A 22,045-nucleotide genomic window follows, 5' to 3' on the forward strand; every position below is an offset into this window, starting at 1 on the left:
ACCACCTGTCAAACGCGATTCGCATCGGGGTCGGGTCGTCAGCGTTCTCTCCACCACCGACTGGATGGACTGTCACGAGATCGCCGCCGAACTCAACTGGAGTGTGTCGAGTGCGTCAAGCGTGTTATCGGACATCTATCGCCCCGGATACGTAGAACGACGCGAGAAGGACCGAGAGTTCGGCGATGAGACGTACGAATACCGATTGGATGAGACGGTCCGGCTGAAGTAGACAGGGGTGGATGTCTTCGTGTTGATGAGCAGCATACTTTCTTATCATTTGATCATCTATCCCAGTTAACCCGATCAAATGGAGACAATGCGAAGTGATGACTGAAACTCAAAAGTCAGATTCCCTCTACGAACTGCTCAAATCATGCCAATTGGGCGAATCAGGAAGTATCGTTGGCTCTCACCTGGATCGTAACCAACTCCGCAAGGAGCTGTATGTCCGAACCCAAGAGGACGAACTCGTTGAGAAATTCTTCGTCGAAAACTACCACGCCGACGGGAAACTCCTCATCCTGACTGGGAGCGCAGGCGACGGGAAGAGCGCACTACTATCTCGTGCCTACGAGGAGGCATCAGATGCCGGCATCAATGCCTTGACGCCGGACTGTATGCATATGGACGCCACTGCGTCGACCAAGAAACACGAAACATACGTCGAGGAACTATCCTCATTCCTCGATTCTGTGATCGGTGACCAGCGACAGGGTGGCCCACGAAAAGGGCTAGCGATCAACCTTGGGCTTGCGATTGACTTTTTCGACCGACAAGGGAAGGACACGGACTACCCCGATATCTGGGATGCGATAGACAAGGTGCGTGCTCGCCCAAGAGTAGAGACCGATGATATTCTCGCGATCAATCTCAGCCATAGGCAAACCTACGAGACAGCTCCCGACAGACTGGGGTCAGGGCTACTCCAGGAAATCGTCGAACGGTTCGACGCTACGGATCCAGAGAGCCCCTTCTATGACGCATACCAGCACGAGCTGAGCGACTGCCCATCCAGTGAGAAATGCCCGCTTCGATACAACATTGAGCAGTTCGCGGATGAAGAGACGCGGTCGCGGGTCGTCGAATTAATAGCAGCAAGCAGTATTCTCCACAATAGCTACCTAAATCCGCGCGAAATCCTTCACCAAGTATCTTCGATCCTACTTCCGCAGTCCTTACAGGAATACGATCACCCCGACGCGATCTGTCCGATTGGCCGTGCAGTGAATTACAACGCGAAGATCGACAGTCAAGGGCTGATTTGGAACGCTCTATTCACACAGATAGGGGGCGATGGCGACGCGGAAAACAGCTATCTCGACCCAGCAGCACTTGCGGGGCTCGAAACCGACCAGCTCGTGTTAAACTGGACAGCTGATTCGAGTAATTTGGAACTTCAGGTCGGCGATACCCACACGATAAAATGGGACGGCTCGAGCGACCAGATCCGCACTGCGCTTCGCATGCGATATCTGAAGGATGGCCAGGGAGAGGAACCACTGTCTCAGTGGTCGTGGTTCCGGGAATTTGCAGGTGCCCTCGCGTTCCTCCAACACGAGGATCTAACCGAGGCTGATCAACAACTTCGAACTCACACGCAGAACCTCTTTGGAACTGTCAAGAAAGCACTCCGTGGTTGGACGGGCTCCACTCGTCAATCGAACCAGATCGAGTTTGTTGACGGTGTTCGCTCAACGGACTACCGCTTTCTCTCCGAATGGAACGATCCGACAATTGACCCGAAGCAGTCATCGGAGCGAACGCGGAGCGAAAGTTTACCCGGCCAACTCTGGCTGGTGCTCGAACCACAACAGATGCAGGCCAATCAGAACCAAATCCCAGTCCCGATCCGATTCGGATTATACCTCCTGATGAAACGAATCATCCGAGGCTACAGCCCGAACTCACGCGACCTCGAGCAATCCGAAGGCATTCGCCTGATTCACTCGCGACTGTCTGAATTCACACAGAAAGACCAGATTGTGAGCGTTATCGACAAAAGCGGAGATGAACTCGTTCACTTAGAGCGTGGCGAGCTGGGAAGCATCGAAATCGCTGACAGAGGTGGATAATAATGGCTCAGCATACCCGGATTCCGGACTTGGCGGACACCGTCCAACGTGTCACGAGGGAAGGATTTTTCCCATCCTCACCCGCGGCCGTTGTTCGCGAAGCGACGTTTTCGGATATCTTAGCGGAGGTCTTGGCAACTTCGCCATCGGAGTCTGATATTACGCGGCTGTACGAGGAGTTACAATCCCATCCATCGGTCGATAACGAGGATCTCGCAACGCAGCTCTGGGATATTTTCCTCGACACTTACACCACCAGCGGCCAACGGGGTGCGCGTGGCAAGGAAGCAAACCGCTACCTGATCCCGTTCCACCCCGCGATTGCAAAGCATTTCAAACCGCAGGAAAGCCGGAACTGGGGCCGCTGGTACCGGATGTTGATGACAAGTGGCCGCCCACCCCAGTTCAATAATGACCTTCACGAGCAGTTCGTCGACAGACTGGACAGCCTCAACCCCTCTAATCTCTTCGAGGAGGTCATCGTCAACGCTGCTGAGAACATCGAAACAGAAGAAATCGGAGAAATCGAAACACAGCCAATTCGACCATACATCGAGGCGTGCGCGCTCCGCTTTCAGGAGGATCTCCGCCACTGGCTCGATGATACGTACGAATCACCATCGCAGTGGCTGCAGTCCACACGCGATCTGATCTGTTTCCACTTTATGATGTACTTCGTCCAGCTCTCGGTGAATCTCCGACTGGAATTCGAGGCTGTCCAAGAGGGCGAAGCTGAGAATTTCGATCCGACGATGCGACCGATTCACTTCGGGCTCTGGGACGAACGAGCAACACAGGACCGGGGCTTCGCCAACGAATGGTGGGAACGTGGGCCACGTGGCGTCGAGGGTGATGTCTACGATTCGTGGGGTCGGTTAGCCGTGATGCATATCCTCACGGAGACAGCCACTGAATCGAGCTTCGACATCCAGGGGGCATGGACACTATCAGAAGCGATGGACGCCTACGAGCCAGCGGCCAAGGCCCACGCTGTCGAAAAGATGTACTCATACCTCGACACCGACTTGCATCCGCGTGATCGCCGAGATCTCGCCGCCGCAGCCCAGCTCTTGGTCCAGGCGGTCAGAAAACACTACGAAAGCAAGAGTGAATCAAATCAAACACCAATCAGCATGGGAATAAACGTTGTAAGACAGTTAGGCAGTGGGCAGGACCGTCGATTCTTCCGCTCGCAGCAACGAATCGGGAAAACATTCCGGTTGAATCGGAGTTCACTCAGATTCTTCGCACGGTTATTCCATGACCCAGAGGAGGACTCGCATATAGAGGAGTTCTGGCGATACCTCCGTCGGCGCGGTATTGCCCTGGATTCGCGGAGTGAGAATGAAGCACTCGAGGAACTGGGAAAGATGGGAATGATCGACCGACAGAGCGACAGTGGGGGTGCCGTGTATGTCCGCTCCATTTGAACTGCGGCTCGCCGACTACCTGCTCGAGTATTTCGAGAACCATCCGCCACAAGGCGGGCAAATCTCACTTGCACGCTTCTACAACGCAAAGCTCACGCAGGACTTCATCGAAGCCTTCATTGAAACTGACGCGGTCGAAACAGGTTCGCTGTCAGTCGATGGGGACGCCGTTGAGCTACCGACGTACACCAAGACGGGCGTGGACACGTTCGTCGTCCGGGTCGTTTCGAACGAGCGTGAGAACCTCGAGCCGTACGAGGTGTACCAAGGGTTTGCGACCGAGATGCGGAACCAGATCGCCGACTCGGTGTATGGCGACAATCCCAAAGCGATGCTGATGGTGCTTGAGGCGGATGCCGCGATTGACACACTCGAAGCCTCAGAGGACCTGTTCGGCGAGGAAGGTCCGCTGAACCTCGATAGCTTCCAAGCATCGATCCTATCGCCAGAAGGAATCGACTCCCCATTAGGTCGAGCGGTCCTCCGAAGCTTGCAGAACGTGATGGAAGACGAGGATTTTGTCGCTGACGATGTCGAAGTCCTCGAGACCGTCAGTGAACTCCGGACTGAGATCGAAGCGGAGGAGTGGGAGCGAGTTAGCGAGTTAATCGGTGAACTCCCGAATTTCCTTCCCGAGGACTTGCTCTTACAGGATGCGATCCAGAACTCCAGTGATGAGGACGAATTGGCAAAGGAACTCGAAGACACCCTAAAAGACAATCAGGAACATGCCGAGCGGCTTCGAAAAGCGCACCGCGCTGGGGCAGATATCGAATCTACGCTGTCATCCACATACAAGGAATCGTTCGTAAAGGATGTCAAGAACATCGGCTCGTGGAAGTCAATCTCACACTCCAAAGCCCGCAGGAGCATTCAGCAGAATCCCAGCAGGCAGTTTCGCGATCTGTCCGTAGAGGCCGAAGACTATCGCGTGTACAGCCCGCCAGAGACGAACCGAATCGAGCGAAGTGTCATCGCTCTCCCAAAGGACGGTGAGATCCAGCTTACAGCGGAATTTACCGCTGATATGGCAGACGTGCCAAAGGAGTTGATCGGGCCGAACGGAGATGAGATCGGTCGAACTTATAAATACGAAGATACGATTACTGCGGCGCTTAAGGACCTCCCAGAGGAGGAACCCCGGTTCGCGCAGTTTAATCTCTATGTCGGTAAAAAGACGACACAAGGGAAGCCGACGCATGTCTTCCGAGTTGGTGTCGTTCCCTCCTGGTTCTTCCAGGCCACCGAAGACGTGGCGCTCGATATCAACGTCGAAGAGGAGGCCTTCGTGTCGCATGGTGATGACATTGTCACCCTTCGAGTCCCCGAACAACTCGGGTTCACTATAGAGGAGGAGCCGGATCGGGAAGTCATCGACACTGAGGACCCGAAAACAGTCACATTCGAAAGACCGCTGGAACTCGTCCCAGATGCTCCCGATATCGTTGAAACGGTTGCCTGTCTCGTCTCGCCAGCATCCGGAGTCCCAATCGAGATTCAGTTCGAGACGGAAGTCGCAGTTGCCGAAACCCAGACTGTACAATTCCCGCTATTCCTCTCAGCAATCGCATTCCCTGATCAGTGGGCCAAAGAGGACCTCCGATTGTCCGATTCCCTGACAGTGGACTACCGCAAAGGCGTCATTCACGCGTCGAACACAGAGGGGATTCGGCTAGAGGATGATACCCTCGAAGTCATTCAAGTCGAAAATCAACTCGCCAGCGAAGAGTCAATTCGGCCTCGACAGGTCCGCGGTGACGAACTCGATATTGGACAAGAAATCGATCCTGAGGCCGAGCTCCCAGCGGAGCTCGAGGAAGCCTATGGAAGACTATTCGAACATTTCCGTGATCGGAACCGAACTCCGTCCACTGATCCGTGGGACGAACGAACGAAGTCGGTAGCCAAAGAGGTCGTTGAGATCTATCTCGCGGAAGTAGATACGATCGGCGATCAACCAGCATTCACTCCGTACAGCACGCTGCGGGACATCTGTACGATTCAGTCCGCGACCACCCAGAAAGTCTGGCTCACCCCATATCACCCACTCATCTTGGCGTATGCACTTCGCATCGCCGACTGGCGCGATATGGAGCTTGTACCGAATGAGACAGCAGGCGGATTCCGCAGCGACCGCTTCTTCGACCGATTCAACGCGAACGGGTTACTCCCCTATCGAATCGCCGAGGGAGGAGAGAATCTTCTCCAAGGGATGGCCCTCGATGACAACCACTTCTGGCTTGTGTATTCGCCCGTTGAATCGCCGGGATCCCAAACCCCGAACTTTATGAGTCGAGTCATCCGGGACAAGCTCGAAGCGTTCGTCAAAGCGTTCCCGACGCTGTTCGAGTTACACCCTGGTCGCAACCTCGTGGTTAACCTTGTGAACATGGGTGACTTGGGTCCAGTCCTCGAGGGCCTCTTCGAGTTCTACAAACGCACTGAGAAGCTGGGGATCGAGCCGCCGATGATCTTACTCCGGATCTATGGTGGTAGCACCGAAGGTGAAGAGCTCGAGAAGTTCTTCGCGGAGGATGCCGACTCCTCGCTCCGAACCCGCCTCGAAAAAAAGGACGATTCCATCGTCGATCTCCTTCGTACGAACCTCATGTACGTCCGGGAGGGGGAGTATGACCACTCGGCAGAGCAAGGCGCTCATGTCACGTTCTTCCGTGGGATGCTAACCGAGGACTATGGAACGATGGACGCGTCGAACCTCCCGTCTGGGTTCCTGTTCGATGGCCTGACCCCTCACGCATCGATTGATGTTTCGAAATCCGGGCGTGGAACCGTCTATACCGTTGGGTTCAGTTGCGACGAGTCGGATCCTGGTCTGCTGGCTGACACCGCACGCTGCTTGAATGCTCTCGAAGCTGGGAAGTTCACCAACGGATTCCAACCTGGGCGAGCTCTCAAGAAAAACATTGATTCGACTGGGAAAGGCGACGTCCGAGCACTCTGGGATCAAGCGCTCTGGGCGGTCCACGTCCAACCGAACGTCGGCATCGAGTTCTACACGCGGGGACGACGCCAACAGAGCGACTCGGAGGCAAACGACACGATCATGATCCACTACAGCGACCAGTACGAGTCGTCGTCCCCGAACTTCGACGTCATCACTTCGACGAACAAACGCAAGCCCTATCTTCGCGCACTGGAGCGAACCTTACGCGATGCCTCGCTTGATGCGGTGCTGGACCCGGACACTATTCTCTCCCATCTCGTGGCCATTGACGGAGAGCTCGCGCTTGATCTCCAGCGCGGTGATGACACCAAAATCACCGAGCTAATAGGATTGATCGGTGGACTGTCGCTGAGTCAGCGATTACTTGAGCGCTCGCTCGGCGACCACATCTGGATCCCGGTTAGTCTGAACGAGCTAACGCGACATGATCGGGCTTTCCGTGAAGTCGGCGACGCACTACTCCCCTACGAGGACTGGGGGCGTGCGAGTGACGACCTGTGTTTCGTGGGGGTTGACCCGAAGGCTGACGAGCTATCGCTCCAGCTGTGGGTCGTCGAAACTAAGGGCGGATCGGCACAGCTAAAAAAAGGCCGAGAGCAAGTCGAAGGCGCTCTCGATAATCTGCAAGCTCTCTTCCACCCAGACATCAAGTATGCGGACCAGCGGCTATTCTATGGCGAATTCGGGAAGGTCGTTCTCGACGTCGCCCGACGGCTCAACCACTACGGTGTGTTCTCCGATGAGGAACTCGAGTCGCTGCTCGCCCGAGAACGCTCGTTCCTAGAAGGCGACTTCCAGATCGAATTCCTCACAGACCAAGACGGTCACGTCGGAGAGGTGATTCGAGTCAAGGAGAACATTTTCCAGTCCAATTACGATGGGAGCAATTCGGTACGGACCCTGGAAGTTCCGATGAACGTCCTCCAACTACTCAAAGGCGAGGACGTTACCCAAGTTCTCACCGATTTAAACCTTCAAGCAATCGAATTCGACAGCGGGCCCTCGAAAAGTGTACAACCACGAAATGAGCTTCGAGCAGACACCGTTGAAAGCAATCAGCCCGAGGCCAGCGCTGGCCAGAACTCCGAAGAACCCGAGCGTGACGGAGAGACAGCTGAGGGAACAAGCCAACCAGAGGAAGAAACTGCCCGCGGAACACTTAGCCCGGTACAGGAACCGGAGTCGCGAGAACCTGAACGAACGGAGGACTCTGGCGACGCGTCCTCTACTAACCAGCATGAAGAACACTCTCCAGAAGAACCTCCCAAATCGAAAATTGATACTCGCGACAGTGGGACAGAGCCGCAATCCGGCGTGTCGGGTGAAGATGAGGAACGTGAAGATGCCGAGACAGAGACCCCTCCGGAGCCGAAAGCCCAGTCGCCGATTTCCAACGATCAGAGCAACAACCAGGAGGCGTCTTGGCTTGAGGGAACGCTACCAGACGTTCTCGAAGAGCTAGACACTGGCGATAGCGCTGAACCGGAGATCGACAGGGGGCGACTCGTGTCCGATCTAAAGCGTGAATTCGAGTCACTTGGTGTGCGGATTCACCCACCAAACCCGAATGATGTTTCTATCGGGCCACGAAAGATCGGCGTCGATGTCCTTCCTAAAGAGGGACAAAAAGTGGAAGGCATTCTCAATTCCCTTGACTCGCTCAGCGTCCACATTCAAGCCCAAGGAGCGATTACGGGGCATCTGAATCCAGCAAAAGGGGCGGTCCGGCTGGAGATCCCTCACGATGACCCGCAGAGCGTGCTCCTCAGCGAAGGGTTAGACGTTCTCCGTGATGAGCTCACAGAACCGGCCACGATCCCGCTTGGCGTGAATACGGACAACGAACACTATTCGTTGTCGTTGCCACAGGAACGCCACGTCCTCATCGGTGGGGCAACAGGATCCGGGAAATCAAACTTTCTCGCGACAATCATCACGAGCCTCGCTCTGACCAACGACCCTAACGGCCTCCATCTGAATATCTTAGATCCGAAAGGCGTGGACTTCGGTCGCTTCGAAAATCTGCCGCACGTAAAACAGGGGACCTATCTCGATACGCCCGATACCTGTACAGAGTACCTCTGGAAGGTCGTAACTGAGATCATTCCTGAACGAAAAGACCACCTTCGGGAGGCAGGCGCAGCCTCGATCCAAGAGCTCAACGAGTATGCGGATGATCTGGACGCGGACCCACTCCCATATGAAGTGATCATCATCGATGAATATGCGGACCTCGTGATGTCGCTTGAGGAGCGGCAAGACGAATTCGAGGATGCAGTCGCTCGTATCGCTCAGATCGGCCGTGCAATGGGTATTATCGTTCTCTTGGCGACACAGCGACCGTCCGCAGATATCGTGTCTGGGAACATCAAGACGAACTTCCCCTGTCGGATCAGCTTCCGGCTGCCCTCCAACACCGACTCACGCGTGATCTTGGATCAGCCAGGTGCAGAGGATCTTCAGGGAGCAGGTGATATGATCGCGCTCACCCAGTCCGGAGACGAACATCACCTCCTCGGGTATTACCTACCGCCACAGCACACTATGTCGATCATTCGAATGCTGGCTCAAGACTAGAAATACACCGATTACGGGAATACATCGTAGCTAAGATGGCAGGAATCCATATCGGTCATTCGTGCTTCAACGAGAACTGAGCCTACCACCAGCCGAGTGAGTCGTTTCGCATCTCGAGATACGTCGGATCCAGGTGGCCATTGGCGAATGCCGACAGTGTCTCACCATCTCGATGGAGCAACGTCCGTTGTAGCAGGTCGCTCTCCGTCTCGAAGTTGGGATGCACCTGAAGGCGATAGTCCGTATCGAGGGTGAATAGCTCGGCGTCAAATGCTGCGTGGTGCGTCTTACTCAACGGGAGCACGTTGCCGAAATCGGCTCGATAGTCCGGGTAGTCGCTCCAGGGGAGTACGTGTGCGATGTCGAGCAATCGAGAATGGTCGACTGTCGATACTGGACACGTGGTATCGTATCGATGGAGAACGACGGCCCGGAACTCTGGATCGAGTGCGCGCGAACTCGTTACACTCTGGTATTCCGTGGCACTATACTCCGTTTCCCGATTACTCTCCGACTCCACTGCTTCTTCGGCCCAGATCCCCCGAATCGATTGAATCTCGTCGACGAACTGCTGACCCAGCGTAGTGACCTGGTATTGGTTAGTTTGACGAGCGACTAGATCGAGACTCCGGAGCCAGTTGACGCGCTGTTTAGCCATATCCGTCTTCGTCGGGGTCCACCCGAGGACCTCGTTTGTCGACAGTAGAAACGCGTTGATTTCCTCGATCGTCATGGGGCGAGCCGCAAGTTCAAAGAGCAGACTCTGCAGACCGACGTTCCGCTCGGCCATGATATCGAACAACACCTTGCTATCTTGCTCAGGGAAATACCGCTGGCCCGCAGTATCGAGCCGCCAGCCATCTACCCCCTGCTGTACGAATCCAAGGCTTTCGAGATATCGGAGCCGCCGCTCGATTGATCCCTGACTCTCGACGTTGGCGAACTGCTCTCGATGCCACTCGATCAGCTCTCCGTGTGTCGGCTCCGCCGATGCGATATACTGAAGCGTCCGATCGAGTGTCTTGACGTAGCTGTCACCTCCACCAAACAACGGCACCATGCTGCGTATCCGAGCATCACCCATGCCACCACACATCACGTAGTGTCGTGATAGTTCCATGTGTCGTCTCCCGAACATTCATACGCCAGTCCGCCGACTCGTGACTATTCCATGCCTGTCGGGACGTTGTACGCCGGTCCACGATACCCGGCGCTCGAATCCGTCGCCTTCGCTCAGGTCGCAGCACGGTCCGGCTCGCAGCCAAGTAGCCTTCTCTACCTCGCCCGAAACGACCATACGGCCGATCAATCCCGAGAGAGATGGCGGCACCACAGCCGCCCGCACGCCCTCGACGTCGACACGTTCGACGGCCTCGTCGCCGACTGCTACGAACGCGAGCAGTACGCTGGTCGCATCACGCACATCGACCAGCCGCTCCGCGACCGACTCGTCGAACTCGCGGTCGAACGGCTGACCGACCCAGCGAACCCACTGTACACTACCGGCTTCCCGGCACAGGGGCTTTGTGAACAGGTCGAAGACCTGCTCTCCCTGCTCGAGTTCGCCGACCTGCACTCGCCGACAGCGATCCGTGACCGCCTCGAAGCGGAAGGCCTCGACACCCAGGCCGAGACCGCCCAAGCGATCGCGCGTGCGTTCGAGGCTGCCCGCGAGACACTTCTCGATGACCACGCCGCGGAGACGTTCCGCGCCGAACGCTACCACCACGTCGCCACGACTGCCACCGATCTCACCGAGCTCCGGCCACACATCGACGCCGTCGTCCTCGGTGGCTTCTCGCTGTTTTCGCCGCTCGAACGCCAGCTCGTCGAACGTATTGCCGAGACGTGGCCGACCGTCGCCCTCCTTCCACAACTCACCGACAGCGACGACGCCGTTGGCGTCGACCGCGGCGCCGAACGAGCTCTCGAGGCGTACCAGCAACTCGGCTTCGACCGCGAGTACGTTTCCCCGGCCGACTCGAACCACGGTCGCACGACCGCCCGGCAGCTGTACCGGCCGGCTTCGGCCACGCCCACTGCCGCTGCCTCCACGGATCTCGACCTCATTCAGCCCGAAACGCGGCCCCAGGAACTGCGGCACGTCGCCCGCGACATCCGCGCCCGCATCGCGGACGGCACGCCAGCCGAGACGCTCGGCATCGTCCTCTCGGCACCGGGTGCGTACCACGAGCGGCTCGTCGAGACGCTCGAGCAGTACGGCATTCCAGCGACACTCGCGATCGAGCGGTCGTTCGGCGATACAGCACTTGGGGAAGTCCTCTCCGAACTCGCGAGCCTCAGCCGCGATGACCCACCGCTCGATGCCGTCACAGCACTGGTCTCGAACCAGCTCGTTCACGCCACCGACAGCGATGTCCAATCCCTGACTCGCGTCGCGAGCCGGCTCACCTCGCGTCGCCTCGAAACCGCCTACGAGCACCTTCCCGACGAATCAACTGCCGCCCTCCAATCACTCGTCGCCGATGCACAGGCGCTTCGGGAGACAGCCCTTGCCGACCTTCCGGCCGCCTTCGAGACGCTCCTCGACGACCTTGGTGTCGCTGACGCCATCGATGACCTCCCCAGAACGCCCCGGGGCCGAACTGAGAAACAGGCTGCAAAGCGTCTCGACCGAACGCTCGAGACACTCGCCATGACCGACGGCTACGCCGACCTCGACCGCGGCGACGCCGTCGACCGGCTCGAACGGGCACTCCGGGGCGTCACCCTCGACGCCGATGGCGGCCGCGAAGACGGTCATGTGCTCGTCTGTGGGCTCGACGAGGCTGCCCCGCACGAGTTCGACCACGCGTACGTCCTCGGGCTCACCGAGGGGCAGTTCCCGTCGAACCCCGAGCGCCTCGCGTTCACGCGACCGATCAACGAGGCGCATGCGGACTTCCAGCAGGCGGACATCCAGCAGCGGGCCCGCTACCACTTCGGGACGCTGCTCGCCAGCGACGCCTCCCTCACGCTCTCAGTTCCGGAACGCGACCTCGAGGGCGACCCGTTCGTGGAAGCGGACGTCATCACGGAGCTCCGGCGCGTTACCGACCACGAGCCCGACCCGGTCACACCCACAGACACACCGCCTGGTGCGAGAGAGGACGTTCAGCGGTCGCTCGCTCGGACGTTCGCTCACGACGGTACAGACGACTATACCCCTGCAATCGACCGGGCAGCCGATGTGGGGACGTTCGACGCCCCGCGGCGCGAGCGACTCCACGCTGGAACGGCCTGTGCGGCTGCCCGCGCGAGTCCCGACCTCACGCCGTACGACGGCCAGCTCTCGGCCGAGACGGTTGCCACGCTCCACGGGCGCGACACGAGAGAGCCCTACAGCCCGAGCCGACTCGAGACGTACGCCACGTGCGGCTTCAAGTACTACATGCAGCGCGTGCTCGACATCGAGGACCCCGACGAGATCGGGCTCGAACCCGATGCCCGCGTCCGTGGTGGCTTCGTCCACGACGTGCTCGAACACTACTACGCCGAACTCCAACCCACGCCCGGCGTTCCTGTCTCGCCCGTCGCGAACCGCACCGACCGCGAAGCCCATCTCCTCGACGTAGCCCTCGCGAGTCTCACCGAACGGTTCGACGACGACCCGACCGCGTTCCAGCGCGAGTGGCTCGTGCAGATCCTCGCCGGGCTCGGCGACCCCGAAGACAATCCCTACTACGGCGACGATTCGTTTGGCGACCCCGAACGCGGGCTCCTCGTCCGCTATCTCGATCACGAGTTCGGCGAGGTCGCCAAATCGACGGCACTGCCCGCGTGGTTCGAAGCACGAGTCGGTGCGCCCCGCGGCGACGAAGTCGTGCTCCAGACGGAGCCGGTCCAGATTGACACGCCCCACGGAACCGTCCCAATCCACGGAAAGATCGACCGCATCGACGTGGTGCCGGACTCGTCGCCAACCCAGCTCGTCGTCCGCGACTACAAGACCGGCACCACGCCCAGCGAGGCGGACACGCTCTCCGGCCTTGCCTTCCAGCTGCCCCTCTATGCCCTGCTCGCCGAGGGCGTCCTCGAGAACGTCGAGACCGTTGGTGGGTCGTACTACCAGGTGAAGCCGCCGCGGCATGTCAGCCACCGTAAGGGGCTGATCGGCTCGCAGGAGCATGCGAGCTACTACGATAGCGACGACGTGGACACGCCGCTGCTTCGGGCTCGCTATCCGGCGTTCGAGACCCACGAGGCGTTCCGCCGGTTCATCGAGACCGAGACGCCGGTCCGCCTCGGGCAGTTGGCAGCCGGCCTCGATGCCGGGCGCTTCCATCCGACGGTGCTCGACCCCGGCGATGCCGGCTGTCGCTACTGTGGCTACAGCGATGTCTGCGACGTGCGGTCGCACCGTCGCCGCGACGTGATCGAGCACATCGACGACGGCGTCGACGCGTACGTCCCGCTCGCGGCGCGTGACGCTGCCATCGAGGACGCACTGGAGGTGGAGTGAGATGGTCGAGTTCGACCAGTTGACCGAGGAACAGCAGGACGCTGCCGACGCACTCGACCGGAACGTGACGCTCACGGCGGGCGCCGGCACGGGCAAGACGACGACACTCACCGCCCGGTACATGCGAATGCTCGCCAGAGGGCTCGACAACGACGCGCCCGAGGATGCTGAGGCACCGCTCCTCCCCGAGGAAATCCTCACGACGACGTTCACCGAGCGCGCCGCGAACGAACTGAAAGCGAGCGTCCGAGAGGCGATCACTGACCGCGTCGCAGATGCCGACGCAGACACGTACGCCGAGTGGCGCGAGGTGGCTGACGGCCTCGAAGACGGCTACATCCACACGCTCCACGGGTTCTGTGCCCGATTGCTCCGTGAGCACGCCATCAGCGCGGACGCCGTCGACCCCGGGTTCGACACGCTCGACGAACGCGAGACGACGGCCCTCCTCGACGATACCGTCGCCACGCTCCTCGAGACGCACGACGACCACGAGGCCGTGCAGACGCTCGCCCGCCGCTTCGACCGGTCGGCGCTCCAGGACATCCTCACCGACCTGCTGACCGAACGGCCGGGCGGGATCGAGTGGGCCGAACGGTGGGCTGACGCCCCTCGCGACGAGTACCTCGACTTCGTCGACACCCGACTCCATCCCATCCCACCGACGCTCGCGGCGGAGCGCTTCGCCGACCCGACGTTCGTCGCGGCCGTCGACACCCTCACCAATCTGCTGGAGGCCCCGCCAGACGCCCTCGAGACGGGTGGGCAGACCTGGACACGCGCCGTGGGCATCCTCGACCTGCTGGACGGGATCTCGCTCGCCGACGGCGAAGCGACCACGGAGAAACGCGACCGGTTCGTCGCCCTCTGTGACCACCTCACCACGGGCAGCGGTAGCCGCTACGCCAGCTACACCGGGGCGAACGGACGCTGGAGCGGCGCCGAATCGGAGAAAGCACAGTTCGACGGGGCGATGGCTGCCATCGTCGACATCCTGGAACCAGAGGCGCATCTGGTCCCGGCATCCATGGCTGTGGACGCGAACAGCGTCCCGTTCGTGCAGGCGCTCGCTCGACTGACGCTGCTCGCGCACGACGAATACGTCGAGCAGAAGCGACGCCGCAACGTTGTCGACTTCACCGACCAGATCGAGTTCGCTCTCGAATTCCTGCAGGACGCTCCTGACGCGCTTCGTGCCGACCTCCGCGAGCAGTTCGCGTACGTGATGGTCGACGAGTTCCAGGACACCGACCCGCGACAGTGGGAGCTCATCGCCCACCTTACCGCCGAGGATCCAGACGCGTTCGACGCCCGGAACGTGTTCGTCGTCGGCGACACGAAACAGAGCATCTACCGGTTCCGCAACGCGGACGTGACGCAGTTCGCCGCCACGGAACGCGAACTCGAAGCGGCCAACCCACAGGGGGATGCAGCGGCCGTCGACGACCAGCTCGCCACGAACTTCCGCACGCTGCCTGGCGTACTCGATGGCATCAACGCGCTGTTCGACGAGGTGTTCGAAGCCGACCCCGACGCACCCGACTACGAGGCGACGCCCCAGCCGCTCACGACCTATCGTGACGACCCGGAGTCGCTCGCGAGCCTGGAGTATCTGGCCGTGCCGACGGACGCCGACTACCGGGCTCGGCGGTTCGACGGCCCGTTCGGAGACGCGCAGCCCGAACACGACGCCGAACTCGAAGGCATGGCTCTCGCCGCCCGCCTCACAGCGCTGTTCGAGGAGCCCGCACAGATCTACGACGAAGCGTCGGACCTCGACGACCCGGAGGCCCGCCCGGTCGAGCCCGAGGATGTCGCCATCCTCCTCCGAAGTCGGACCCACCTCAAGCAGTACGAGCGAGCCCTCGAGGACGCGGAGATCCCGTTCACGGTCGCCTCTGGGCTCGGCTTCTTCGACACGCCGGAGGTCACCGCGCTCGTGAACCTGCTTCGAGCGCTCGCCGACCCCGGCGACGAGCGAGCGCTGTACGGCGCGTTGCGCTCGCCGCTGTTCGGGCTGACGGACGACACGCTCGCCCGTCTCAACCACGAGTCCGACTCGCTGTGGGCGGCCCTCGGTACTGCGGACGACGCAGAACTCCAGGCGGTCCACGACCGTCTCGTCGAGTGGCGCGAACAAGTCGGGCTCGGTGACGGGACGGAGCCGCAACTCGACGGCTCGTGGGCTGCGTTCCTGACGCAGGTTATCGACGACACCGGCTACCTCACCAGCGTGAGTGTGGACGAACGCGGTCGGCAAGCGGTCGCGAACGTCGAGAAGTTCCGCGAACTGCTCCGTGGCTATAGCGACGACGGCGTCACCAGTCTGCCCACGCTCGTCCGCCGACTCGACCGCCAACAGGACCTCGGTGACCGGGAGGGTGAGGCGACCATCCAGGGAGGGGGTGCGGGCGTCAAACTCCTCACCGTCCACGACGCGAAGGGACTGGAGTTCCCGGTCGTCGTCGTTCCGGGCATCAGCAAGGGGTTCAACATGCGTGCCGCGGTCGGGAGTGGCCGCGTCGAGTTCGAGGACATCGGTGACGACGAGTACGCAATCGGCCTGAAGGCGCCCGCCCCGGACGACCCGTTCGACGACGCCACGACGGTCGCTCGCGAGGCATTGAAGGACCAACGTCGAGCCGAGGAGCGTGCCGAGGAGAAGCGCGTCCTCTACGTCGCCTGCACGCGAGCCCGTGATCGGCTCCTGCTCACCGGGCTCCACGACCTCGATGGCGACGACCTGACCGAGATCGACGCTGCCAATCCGGACGAGGCATCGAGTTGGCGTGACTGGGTGCAGCCACAGCTCCTGCCCGACGACGTGCTGGACGCTCTCGAGACGCAGCCGGCAACCACAACCCAACTTGGGGGTGGCGACATCACGGTCACGCTTCCGACCCCGGCGGCTGACTGGCGCGACCATGGCGAGCCAGCGGAGCCCCGGGTCGAGCGCTCGGCAACGCCCGCTCGCCCGGCGCGCCAGTTCCGCCTCTCGCCGACGGCCCTCGCATCCCTGTTCGACGGTCACGGCTCGTTGCAACTCGACGAGCGGACGAACACGGTCTACTTCGACAGCGACGACGACCACGGGGGCGAACTGACTGCCGAGACGGCGACCGAGTCTCTCGCGCCGACCGTGTTTGGCGAGCTCGTTCACCGACTCTGTGAACTTCGCCCCCCCGAGGAGCACTGGGACGACGTCGTCGAACAGACCCTCGCAGCGGAGGATGTGGAGGGGCCGTTGGACGGGGCAGACCAGACACGGGTTCGTGAGCACGCCGAACGGGCGATGGACTACGTCGATGCGCGCCACGCCGACTGCGACGTCGAGTACACGTACGACGAACTGTACGTCACCGCCGAGTTCGACGACGGCGAGGTGTCGGGACTCATCGACCACCTCATCTCGACACCCGATGCGTACCACATCATCGACTACAAGACGAACGATATCACCTCGAGCGAGGTCACAGCGAAAGCCGACTACTATCGGACACAGATGGCTGCATACGCCGTTGCTCTCCAGCAGAACGAGCCCGACAAGACGGTGACGGCGACCCTCTACTTCACGACGCCTGGCGAACCGTATCAGTTCGAGTGGCCACCCGAGGAGCTGTCCGCCCTCGCGTCCGAGTTACGGGGAGCCCTCGAACCGCACCTCGACGACCTCGCATCGCTTCCGGACGACGAGTGACCTCCGACAAATACGGCTGATGTCGCCCGGTTACGCGGCGTCGAACGCCTCGACGATCGTTTTGTCCCGCTCCAGCAGCGGTTCGATCTTCGGGCTCCGCGCCTCGACGACGAGTTCCTCACCCTGCCAGTGTCGCCCGTCCTTACCGTTCCAGACGCCATAGATCGTCACGCCCGGCAGCCGCAGCACGCCGAAGCGAACGGCCAGATAGTACAGCAGGTCGCCGAGCTCGTCCCACGTCGCGGTTGCCGACCGGGGAAGCGACCGCGGGAAATCGACGTGGTGGGCCAGCACCCCCACCTCCTCGGCGAGGTCGATGAATCCGAAGTCGTTGCTGAACAGCATCACGTCTTTTCGACTCTCGGCGTCGAACCGTCGATACCCCTCGACGATGGCTTCGTCGCCGGTCTCACAGTCGACGCGGTCGACGTTCCGGTCGGCCATGAGCCGTCGGTACTCGTACAGGCCGAGGAACCCCTCCCGATTGGCTCCGGCTGGCTGGTTGTCGAGTCGCTCGAACTCCTCGCCGAACGCTGCAACGAGCGACGCCGTCTGGTACTGTTTGTAGTGCCAGTCGAGCTCCTCTTTGACGCCTGTCGCAAGCGCATAGCCGTTCGTCGGCGCTCGACCAGCGTCGTCTCGTGGGCCGTCTCGGTGATCGATGCCGAGGACGTCGCCCATCCGCCACGGCATGATGTTTGCATCCAGTCCGGCAACCAGTGGTGGATGTCCCGCTTCGAGGTCTCGATAGCCGTGTCGCCGCACGAACCGCTCGACGTCGTCGCGGTTCTGCAGTTCGAGAACGCCGCTTGCGACGAGACACCGGACGTACGTACTGTCGTCTGGAAGGTCGTCGAAGGCGTCGGCGCCGTGGCGCTGCTCCGTGGCCTGCCGCGTTGCATCGTACTCGGCAAGCGACTGACTGAATCTGACGGGGCTGTCGAACGGCCCATCGAGGTCGAACCGGAGGAGTTCACCGACGTCCTGGCACGGGTGCTCGACCGTGACGCGGCGCTTGTCAGTCTCGTACAGCGCGTTCAACAACACTGTCAGATGTCGCCGCGAGAGGATCACGCGAACACCTCGGTGAAGTCGTACAGGGTCGTCCCGCTCCGGGGCAAGTCGGCGTAGACCCGGCCGAACAACCGCCCGGAGTGAACGTGGAGATAGGCGACCCGGTCTGCGCCGAACTGAATGCCGGCCTGGAACGCAATTGCGGACATGAACTTGCGGCCGGGTGTGATATCGACCACGACCTCGCCGCCGTCTGCACGGGCGGCTTCGATGGCGGCCCGGAAGTGGTCGACGACGGCCTGGAAATCCGTCTCGCTATCGAGCTCTGTTCGCTGAATGTCCGGTGTCTCTCCACTGTGGGCCTCGATGATGGTCGCTGCGAGGGAGGCGATGCGGTCCAGTTGGTCTGCAACCCCTGGATTGCCGAGCAGGAAGACACGGTCGGGCTCGTATCCCCACTCTGTGCACGCGGCGGCGAGTGGGTTGACCACTGCCTCCGGATTGGTGCTCCCCGTGGTCACCCAGTAACGCATCGTGTTTCTACTGTATCACAAATGGTGTTAACTGTTCGTACAGTATCCTGCTCCTTCCAGCGGCCCAAAACGCTCGGCGTGGCGCTGACGTTCGCCAACACTGCGCTCCCCCAGCTCCTCGGTACCGAACCTGAAGAGGGCATCCACCGCGACCAACTCCGGCTCGACCACTTCTGACGACGGCCGCCGTCAGAGGTCGGCTACGCCCGGTCGAGGAACTCGATGGTCCCCGCCGAGCCGTCGATGCGGATGCGCTCGCCCGTTTGAATCTCGGTCGTCGCCCCCGACACCGCGGCGACGGCGGGAATCCCGTACTCGCGAGCCACGAGCGCCCCGTGGGTCATCCGGCCGCCGACCTCCATCACCAGTCCCGCCGCGTTCAGGAACAGCGGGGTCCATCCGGGATCGGTCGCAGGGGCGACGAGGATTTCGCCGCGTTCGAGCGACTCGCCGCCGGGGTCACGAATCACGCGGGCGACTCCCTCGACGACGCCCGAGGAGACGGCCGTCCCCGTGAGCACGTTTCCAGACACGGCAGCCGCCCCGGTCAGGGCCTCACCCTCGCTGGTGACGAGCGGCGGTGGCGTCATCGCCACCTCGCGGTCGTAGCGCCGTCGCCGTGCCGCGATGTCGACGGTGAGTTCGTCCCCTGTTTCCAGCGCGTCGAGCAACTCCTCGCGGTGGAGGAACCACACGTCCTCGGCCCGAGCGAGCCGGCCGTTGGCAGCGAGTTCTTCCCCCGCGTCGGCGAGCACGTCGTGGGCAGCCGCGAAGACGTGGGCGATGCCCTGCTTCGGGTACTCGCGGAGCTGGAGGCCGCCGCGATAGGTGGCGATGAGTCGCCGGACGAGCACCTGTCGAACCGGCCCGAGTAGCCCGCGTCCCGCCTCGACTTCGAGGCGATTCGCTGCGGCTTCGGCCTCGCGCTCCAGCCGCTGGAGGTGGTCGCGGTGCGCTCCGGGGGCGTCGTCGGCGAGGTTGCTTCGGACCGTCTGGAGCAGCGTCGCGGGGTCGTCCCGCCAGCGCGGCCGACTGATGTCGATTTCACCGCTCGCGCGGTGCCCGAAGTCGTCGAGGTAGTCGTCGAGCGCGTGCAGGAAGGCGTCGCCCCCGTCGACGCCATCGAGGTCGGCGACCGACGCCTCCTCCCGGAGCGCCGCCCGGACCTCGGGGTGGGCCCGGGCCACGTCCGCGAGGTCGCCGAGCCGCTGGTTCATCTGCGTGACGAGTTCGTACTCGAACCCCTTGCCCACCGTGTCGAGGTCGTCGGCCGCATCCGGACACAGTCGGTCGAGGAGTCGTTTAGCGACGACACTGGAGAGCAACAGCCCGCCGAACCGCGCCAGGAGGTCGGTCAGCACGATGGAGAAGTCGACGCGCTCGAACACCGCCCGCGTCCGTCCGGCCACGGTGTCGGGGGCACGGAGCCGGGTCGCCTTCTGCTGGCCCCACGTCTCGACCCACGCCCGCTCTCGCTCGGGGTCCGCCGGCCCCACGACGAGCGCTTCGGCGGTTCGACGGAGTACGCGCGGCACGACGCCCGTGACCACCGGCGCCATGCGTCGGAGCGCCCGCCCAAGTGCGACTGCCTCTCCCAGTCGGCTCCGTGCGGGGAACGCGGATGGCCGTCGGTCGAGGAGGTCCCGGAGGCCGTCCGACGCGGGTTCGTTGACGGCCGCGAGCCGCCCCGGGAGGATCCGTCGAAGGGGAGCGAGCCGGAGCAGAGGCGTCATGTCCGCGTAGATGCGCCCGCCCGCGTGGGACATCCACTGCATTCGAGCTCCGTCGGCGCGAAGGACGGTCCCGCTGCGCTCCATGAACTCGCGCCAGAAGTCGACGACAAGCGGCGGGAGCGCAGCCGGCATCGCCTGCACGTGGCCGAAGCTCAGGTAGACGTGGAGGTCGTCGTCGGTCGGCCGGGGCTCGGGTAGCGGGAACAGCGACGTGATGGGCCGGGACTGCAGGAGGACGAACGCGCCGCTGTGCAGCTCCGCCGCACGGCTCGAGGCGTCTGCAGACGCCTCGCTATCCACGAGTGCCCACTCGATGTCCTGTGGCCCATCCAACAGCGTCTCGACCCGGTCGCCGAGGTCGACGAGCGTTCGGAGCTGGGCATCCGAGAGTGCGCGTTCCCTGCGGCGTTCGGTGGCGACCTCGATCGTTTCGGTGCCGCCTGTCGTCGCCGCCTGCCGGACGCGACGCTTCTCGCCGACCGCGTACTCGAGTATCTCGCCCGAGCGTCGGTCGACACGGGCGTTGTCGGGTGAGACGTCCCCGGCGACGACCGTGTCGCCGAGGCCGAAGTTGGCGTCGATCGACGCGACGTGGCGGTTCCCCGAGACGGGGTCGGCGGTGAACAGCACGCCGGCGGCCTCGGGGTCGACCATCACCTGGACGACCACGGCCATCGCCACCTCGCCGTGGGGGACGCCGTTCCTGAGCCGATAGGTCACGGCACGGTCGGTGAACAGGCTCGCGAGGCAGTCGCGAACCCGGTCGATAACGTCGAGTTCGTCGACACCGAGGAACGTCTCGTGCTGCCCGGCGAACGACGCGGTGGGCAGGTCCTCGGCGGTCGCGCTCGACCGGACGGCGTACGCGTCTGCATCGAGTGCTTCCAGTGCCGCGGCGAGTTCCTCCCGCGCTGTCTCCGGTAGCTCCCGGTCTCGGAGCATCGCCCGGACCGCCGCGCTCTGGTCGGCGATCTCGTTGGCTGCCGTCGGGTCGAGTCCCTCCAGCGCCTCGATCGCCGTCCGAAGCTCCGGCGTGTCCACGAGCGCCTCGTACACGGCGGTCGTCACACAGACGCCCGGCGGGACGGGGAGGTCGGCGGCGGTGAGTCGGGCGAGTGACGCGCCCTTCCCGCCCGTCACCCCGAGGTCCCGCGCTGTTTCTTCCGCGAGTGAGACGACGTACTGGGACATCGGTGACCTTCGTCGTTCTATCGTCGTACTGGACCATGAAGGTCGTCTGTGCGCGTGCCCGATGCCCCGACCGTCGAGTCGGCGTCGCCCTGGTGCTCGCGTGTCGGTCCCTCGGCCTGCCCGATAGATTACCGATACGATTCCGTACATGTGTCGTATCAACTAAAAATCATTTGTGGCGAGCTCTCGACGCGCTCTGGCCGGGGAGGAGAGCGCCGGTATCGAGATATGACTGCGATTTACCAGCACATTACAATCTATTCAAACCCATTATATTATCAACAAGACATGGGATAGATAGTAACAACTAAACGTCATCGACTAAATCGTGGCAGATGGTGTCATGGCGGGTACTTCAAGAGCGAACC

General features: G+C 61.7%; 9 protein-coding genes. 5 read left to right on the plus strand and 4 right to left on the minus strand.

Annotation, left to right across the window (positions count from 1 at the left end; all coding sequences use genetic code 11):
• Nucleotides 1-329: 329 nt before the first annotated feature.
• Genes dptF through NL126_RS08580 form a run of 3 tightly spaced genes read left to right on the plus strand, consistent with a single transcriptional unit; the run spans nucleotide 330 to nucleotide 9,047 of the window.
• On the plus strand, nucleotides 330-2,075 hold the full coding sequence (gene dptF / locus NL126_RS08570) for a DNA phosphorothioation-dependent restriction protein DptF (protein WP_255198511.1): 1,746 nt from the start codon (nucleotides 330-332) through the stop codon (nucleotides 2,073-2,075).
• Nucleotides 2,076-2,077: 2 nt separating this feature from the next.
• Nucleotides 2,078-3,505 (plus strand): DNA phosphorothioation-dependent restriction protein DptG, encoded by a 1,428-nt coding sequence (dptG, locus tag NL126_RS08575; RefSeq protein WP_255198512.1) that lies wholly within the window; start codon nucleotides 2,078-2,080, stop codon nucleotides 3,503-3,505.
• Entirely contained in the window at nucleotides 3,489-9,047 is a 5,559-nt protein-coding gene (locus tag NL126_RS08580) for an FtsK/SpoIIIE domain-containing protein (RefSeq protein ID WP_255198513.1), read from the plus strand. The genes dptG and NL126_RS08580 overlap by 17 nt, the downstream gene beginning before the upstream one ends.
• An 82-nt stretch (nucleotides 9,048-9,129) precedes the next feature.
• On the opposite strand, the gene NL126_RS08585 is transcribed toward NL126_RS08580, so the two are convergent.
• A complete protein-coding gene (locus NL126_RS08585) occupies nucleotides 9,130-10,167 on the minus strand; it encodes an HNH endonuclease (protein WP_255198514.1) in 1,038 nt (345 codons plus the stop codon).
• Nucleotides 10,168-10,218: 51 nt separating this feature from the next.
• On the opposite strand from NL126_RS08585, the gene NL126_RS08590 reads away from it, so the two are divergent.
• The gene (locus NL126_RS08590; RefSeq protein WP_255198515.1) at nucleotides 10,219-13,509 is read left to right on the plus strand and encodes a PD-(D/E)XK nuclease family protein; all 3,291 of its coding nucleotides are present in this window, start codon (nucleotides 10,219-10,221) and stop codon (nucleotides 13,507-13,509) included.
• 1 nt (nucleotide 13,510) lies between these two features.
• Entirely contained in the window at nucleotides 13,511-17,206 is a 3,696-nt protein-coding gene (locus NL126_RS08595) for a UvrD-helicase domain-containing protein (RefSeq protein WP_255198516.1), read from the plus strand.
• Between the two features lie 30 nt (nucleotides 17,207-17,236).
• Here NL126_RS08595 and NL126_RS08600 read toward each other — a convergent pair whose 3' ends face one another.
• The 3 genes from NL126_RS08600 to NL126_RS08610 all read right to left on the minus strand — a co-directional run bounded on the left by NL126_RS08600 (nucleotide 17,237) and on the right by NL126_RS08610 (nucleotide 21,677).
• On the minus strand, nucleotides 17,237-18,280 hold the full coding sequence (locus NL126_RS08600) for a hypothetical protein (RefSeq protein ID WP_255198517.1): 1,044 nt from the start codon (nucleotides 18,278-18,280) through the stop codon (nucleotides 17,237-17,239).
• A complete protein-coding gene (locus tag NL126_RS08605; protein WP_255198518.1) occupies nucleotides 18,277-18,753 on the minus strand; it encodes a CRISPR-associated ring nuclease in 477 nt (158 codons plus the stop codon). Before NL126_RS08605 ends, NL126_RS08600 begins: the two co-directional genes overlap by 4 nt.
• Nucleotides 18,754-18,953: 200 nt before the next feature.
• Nucleotides 18,954-21,677 (minus strand): PEP/pyruvate-binding domain-containing protein, encoded by a 2,724-nt coding sequence (locus NL126_RS08610; protein ID WP_255198519.1) that lies wholly within the window; start codon nucleotides 21,675-21,677, stop codon nucleotides 18,954-18,956.
• Nucleotides 21,678-22,045: the final 368 nt, after the last annotated feature.

This window comes from Halorarius litoreus (assembly GCF_024362405.1).
Lineage (GTDB): Archaea > Halobacteriota > Halobacteria > Halobacteriales > Haloarculaceae > Halorarius > Halorarius litoreus.

Bases quoted from the DNA above. Each gene is read 5' to 3' on its own strand.
- dptF (WP_255198511.1), top strand. From the start codon at position 330: ATGACTGAAACTCAAAAGTCAGATTCCCTCTACGAACTGCTCAAATCA.
- dptG (WP_255198512.1), top strand. From the start codon at position 2,078: ATGGCTCAGCATACCCGGATTCCGGACTTGGCGGACACCGTCCAACGT.
- NL126_RS08580 (WP_255198513.1), top strand. From the start codon at position 3,489: ATGTCCGCTCCATTTGAACTGCGGCTCGCCGACTACCTGCTCGAGTAT.
- NL126_RS08585 (WP_255198514.1), bottom strand. From the start codon at position 10,167: ATGGAACTATCACGACACTACGTGATGTGTGGTGGCATGGGTGATGCT.
- NL126_RS08590 (WP_255198515.1), top strand. From the start codon at position 10,219: ATGCCTGTCGGGACGTTGTACGCCGGTCCACGATACCCGGCGCTCGAA.
- NL126_RS08595 (WP_255198516.1), top strand. From the start codon at position 13,511: ATGGTCGAGTTCGACCAGTTGACCGAGGAACAGCAGGACGCTGCCGAC.
- NL126_RS08605 (WP_255198518.1), bottom strand. From the start codon at position 18,753: ATGCGTTACTGGGTGACCACGGGGAGCACCAATCCGGAGGCAGTGGTC.
- NL126_RS08610 (WP_255198519.1), bottom strand. From the start codon at position 21,677: ATGTCCCAGTACGTCGTCTCACTCGCGGAAGAAACAGCGCGGGACCTC.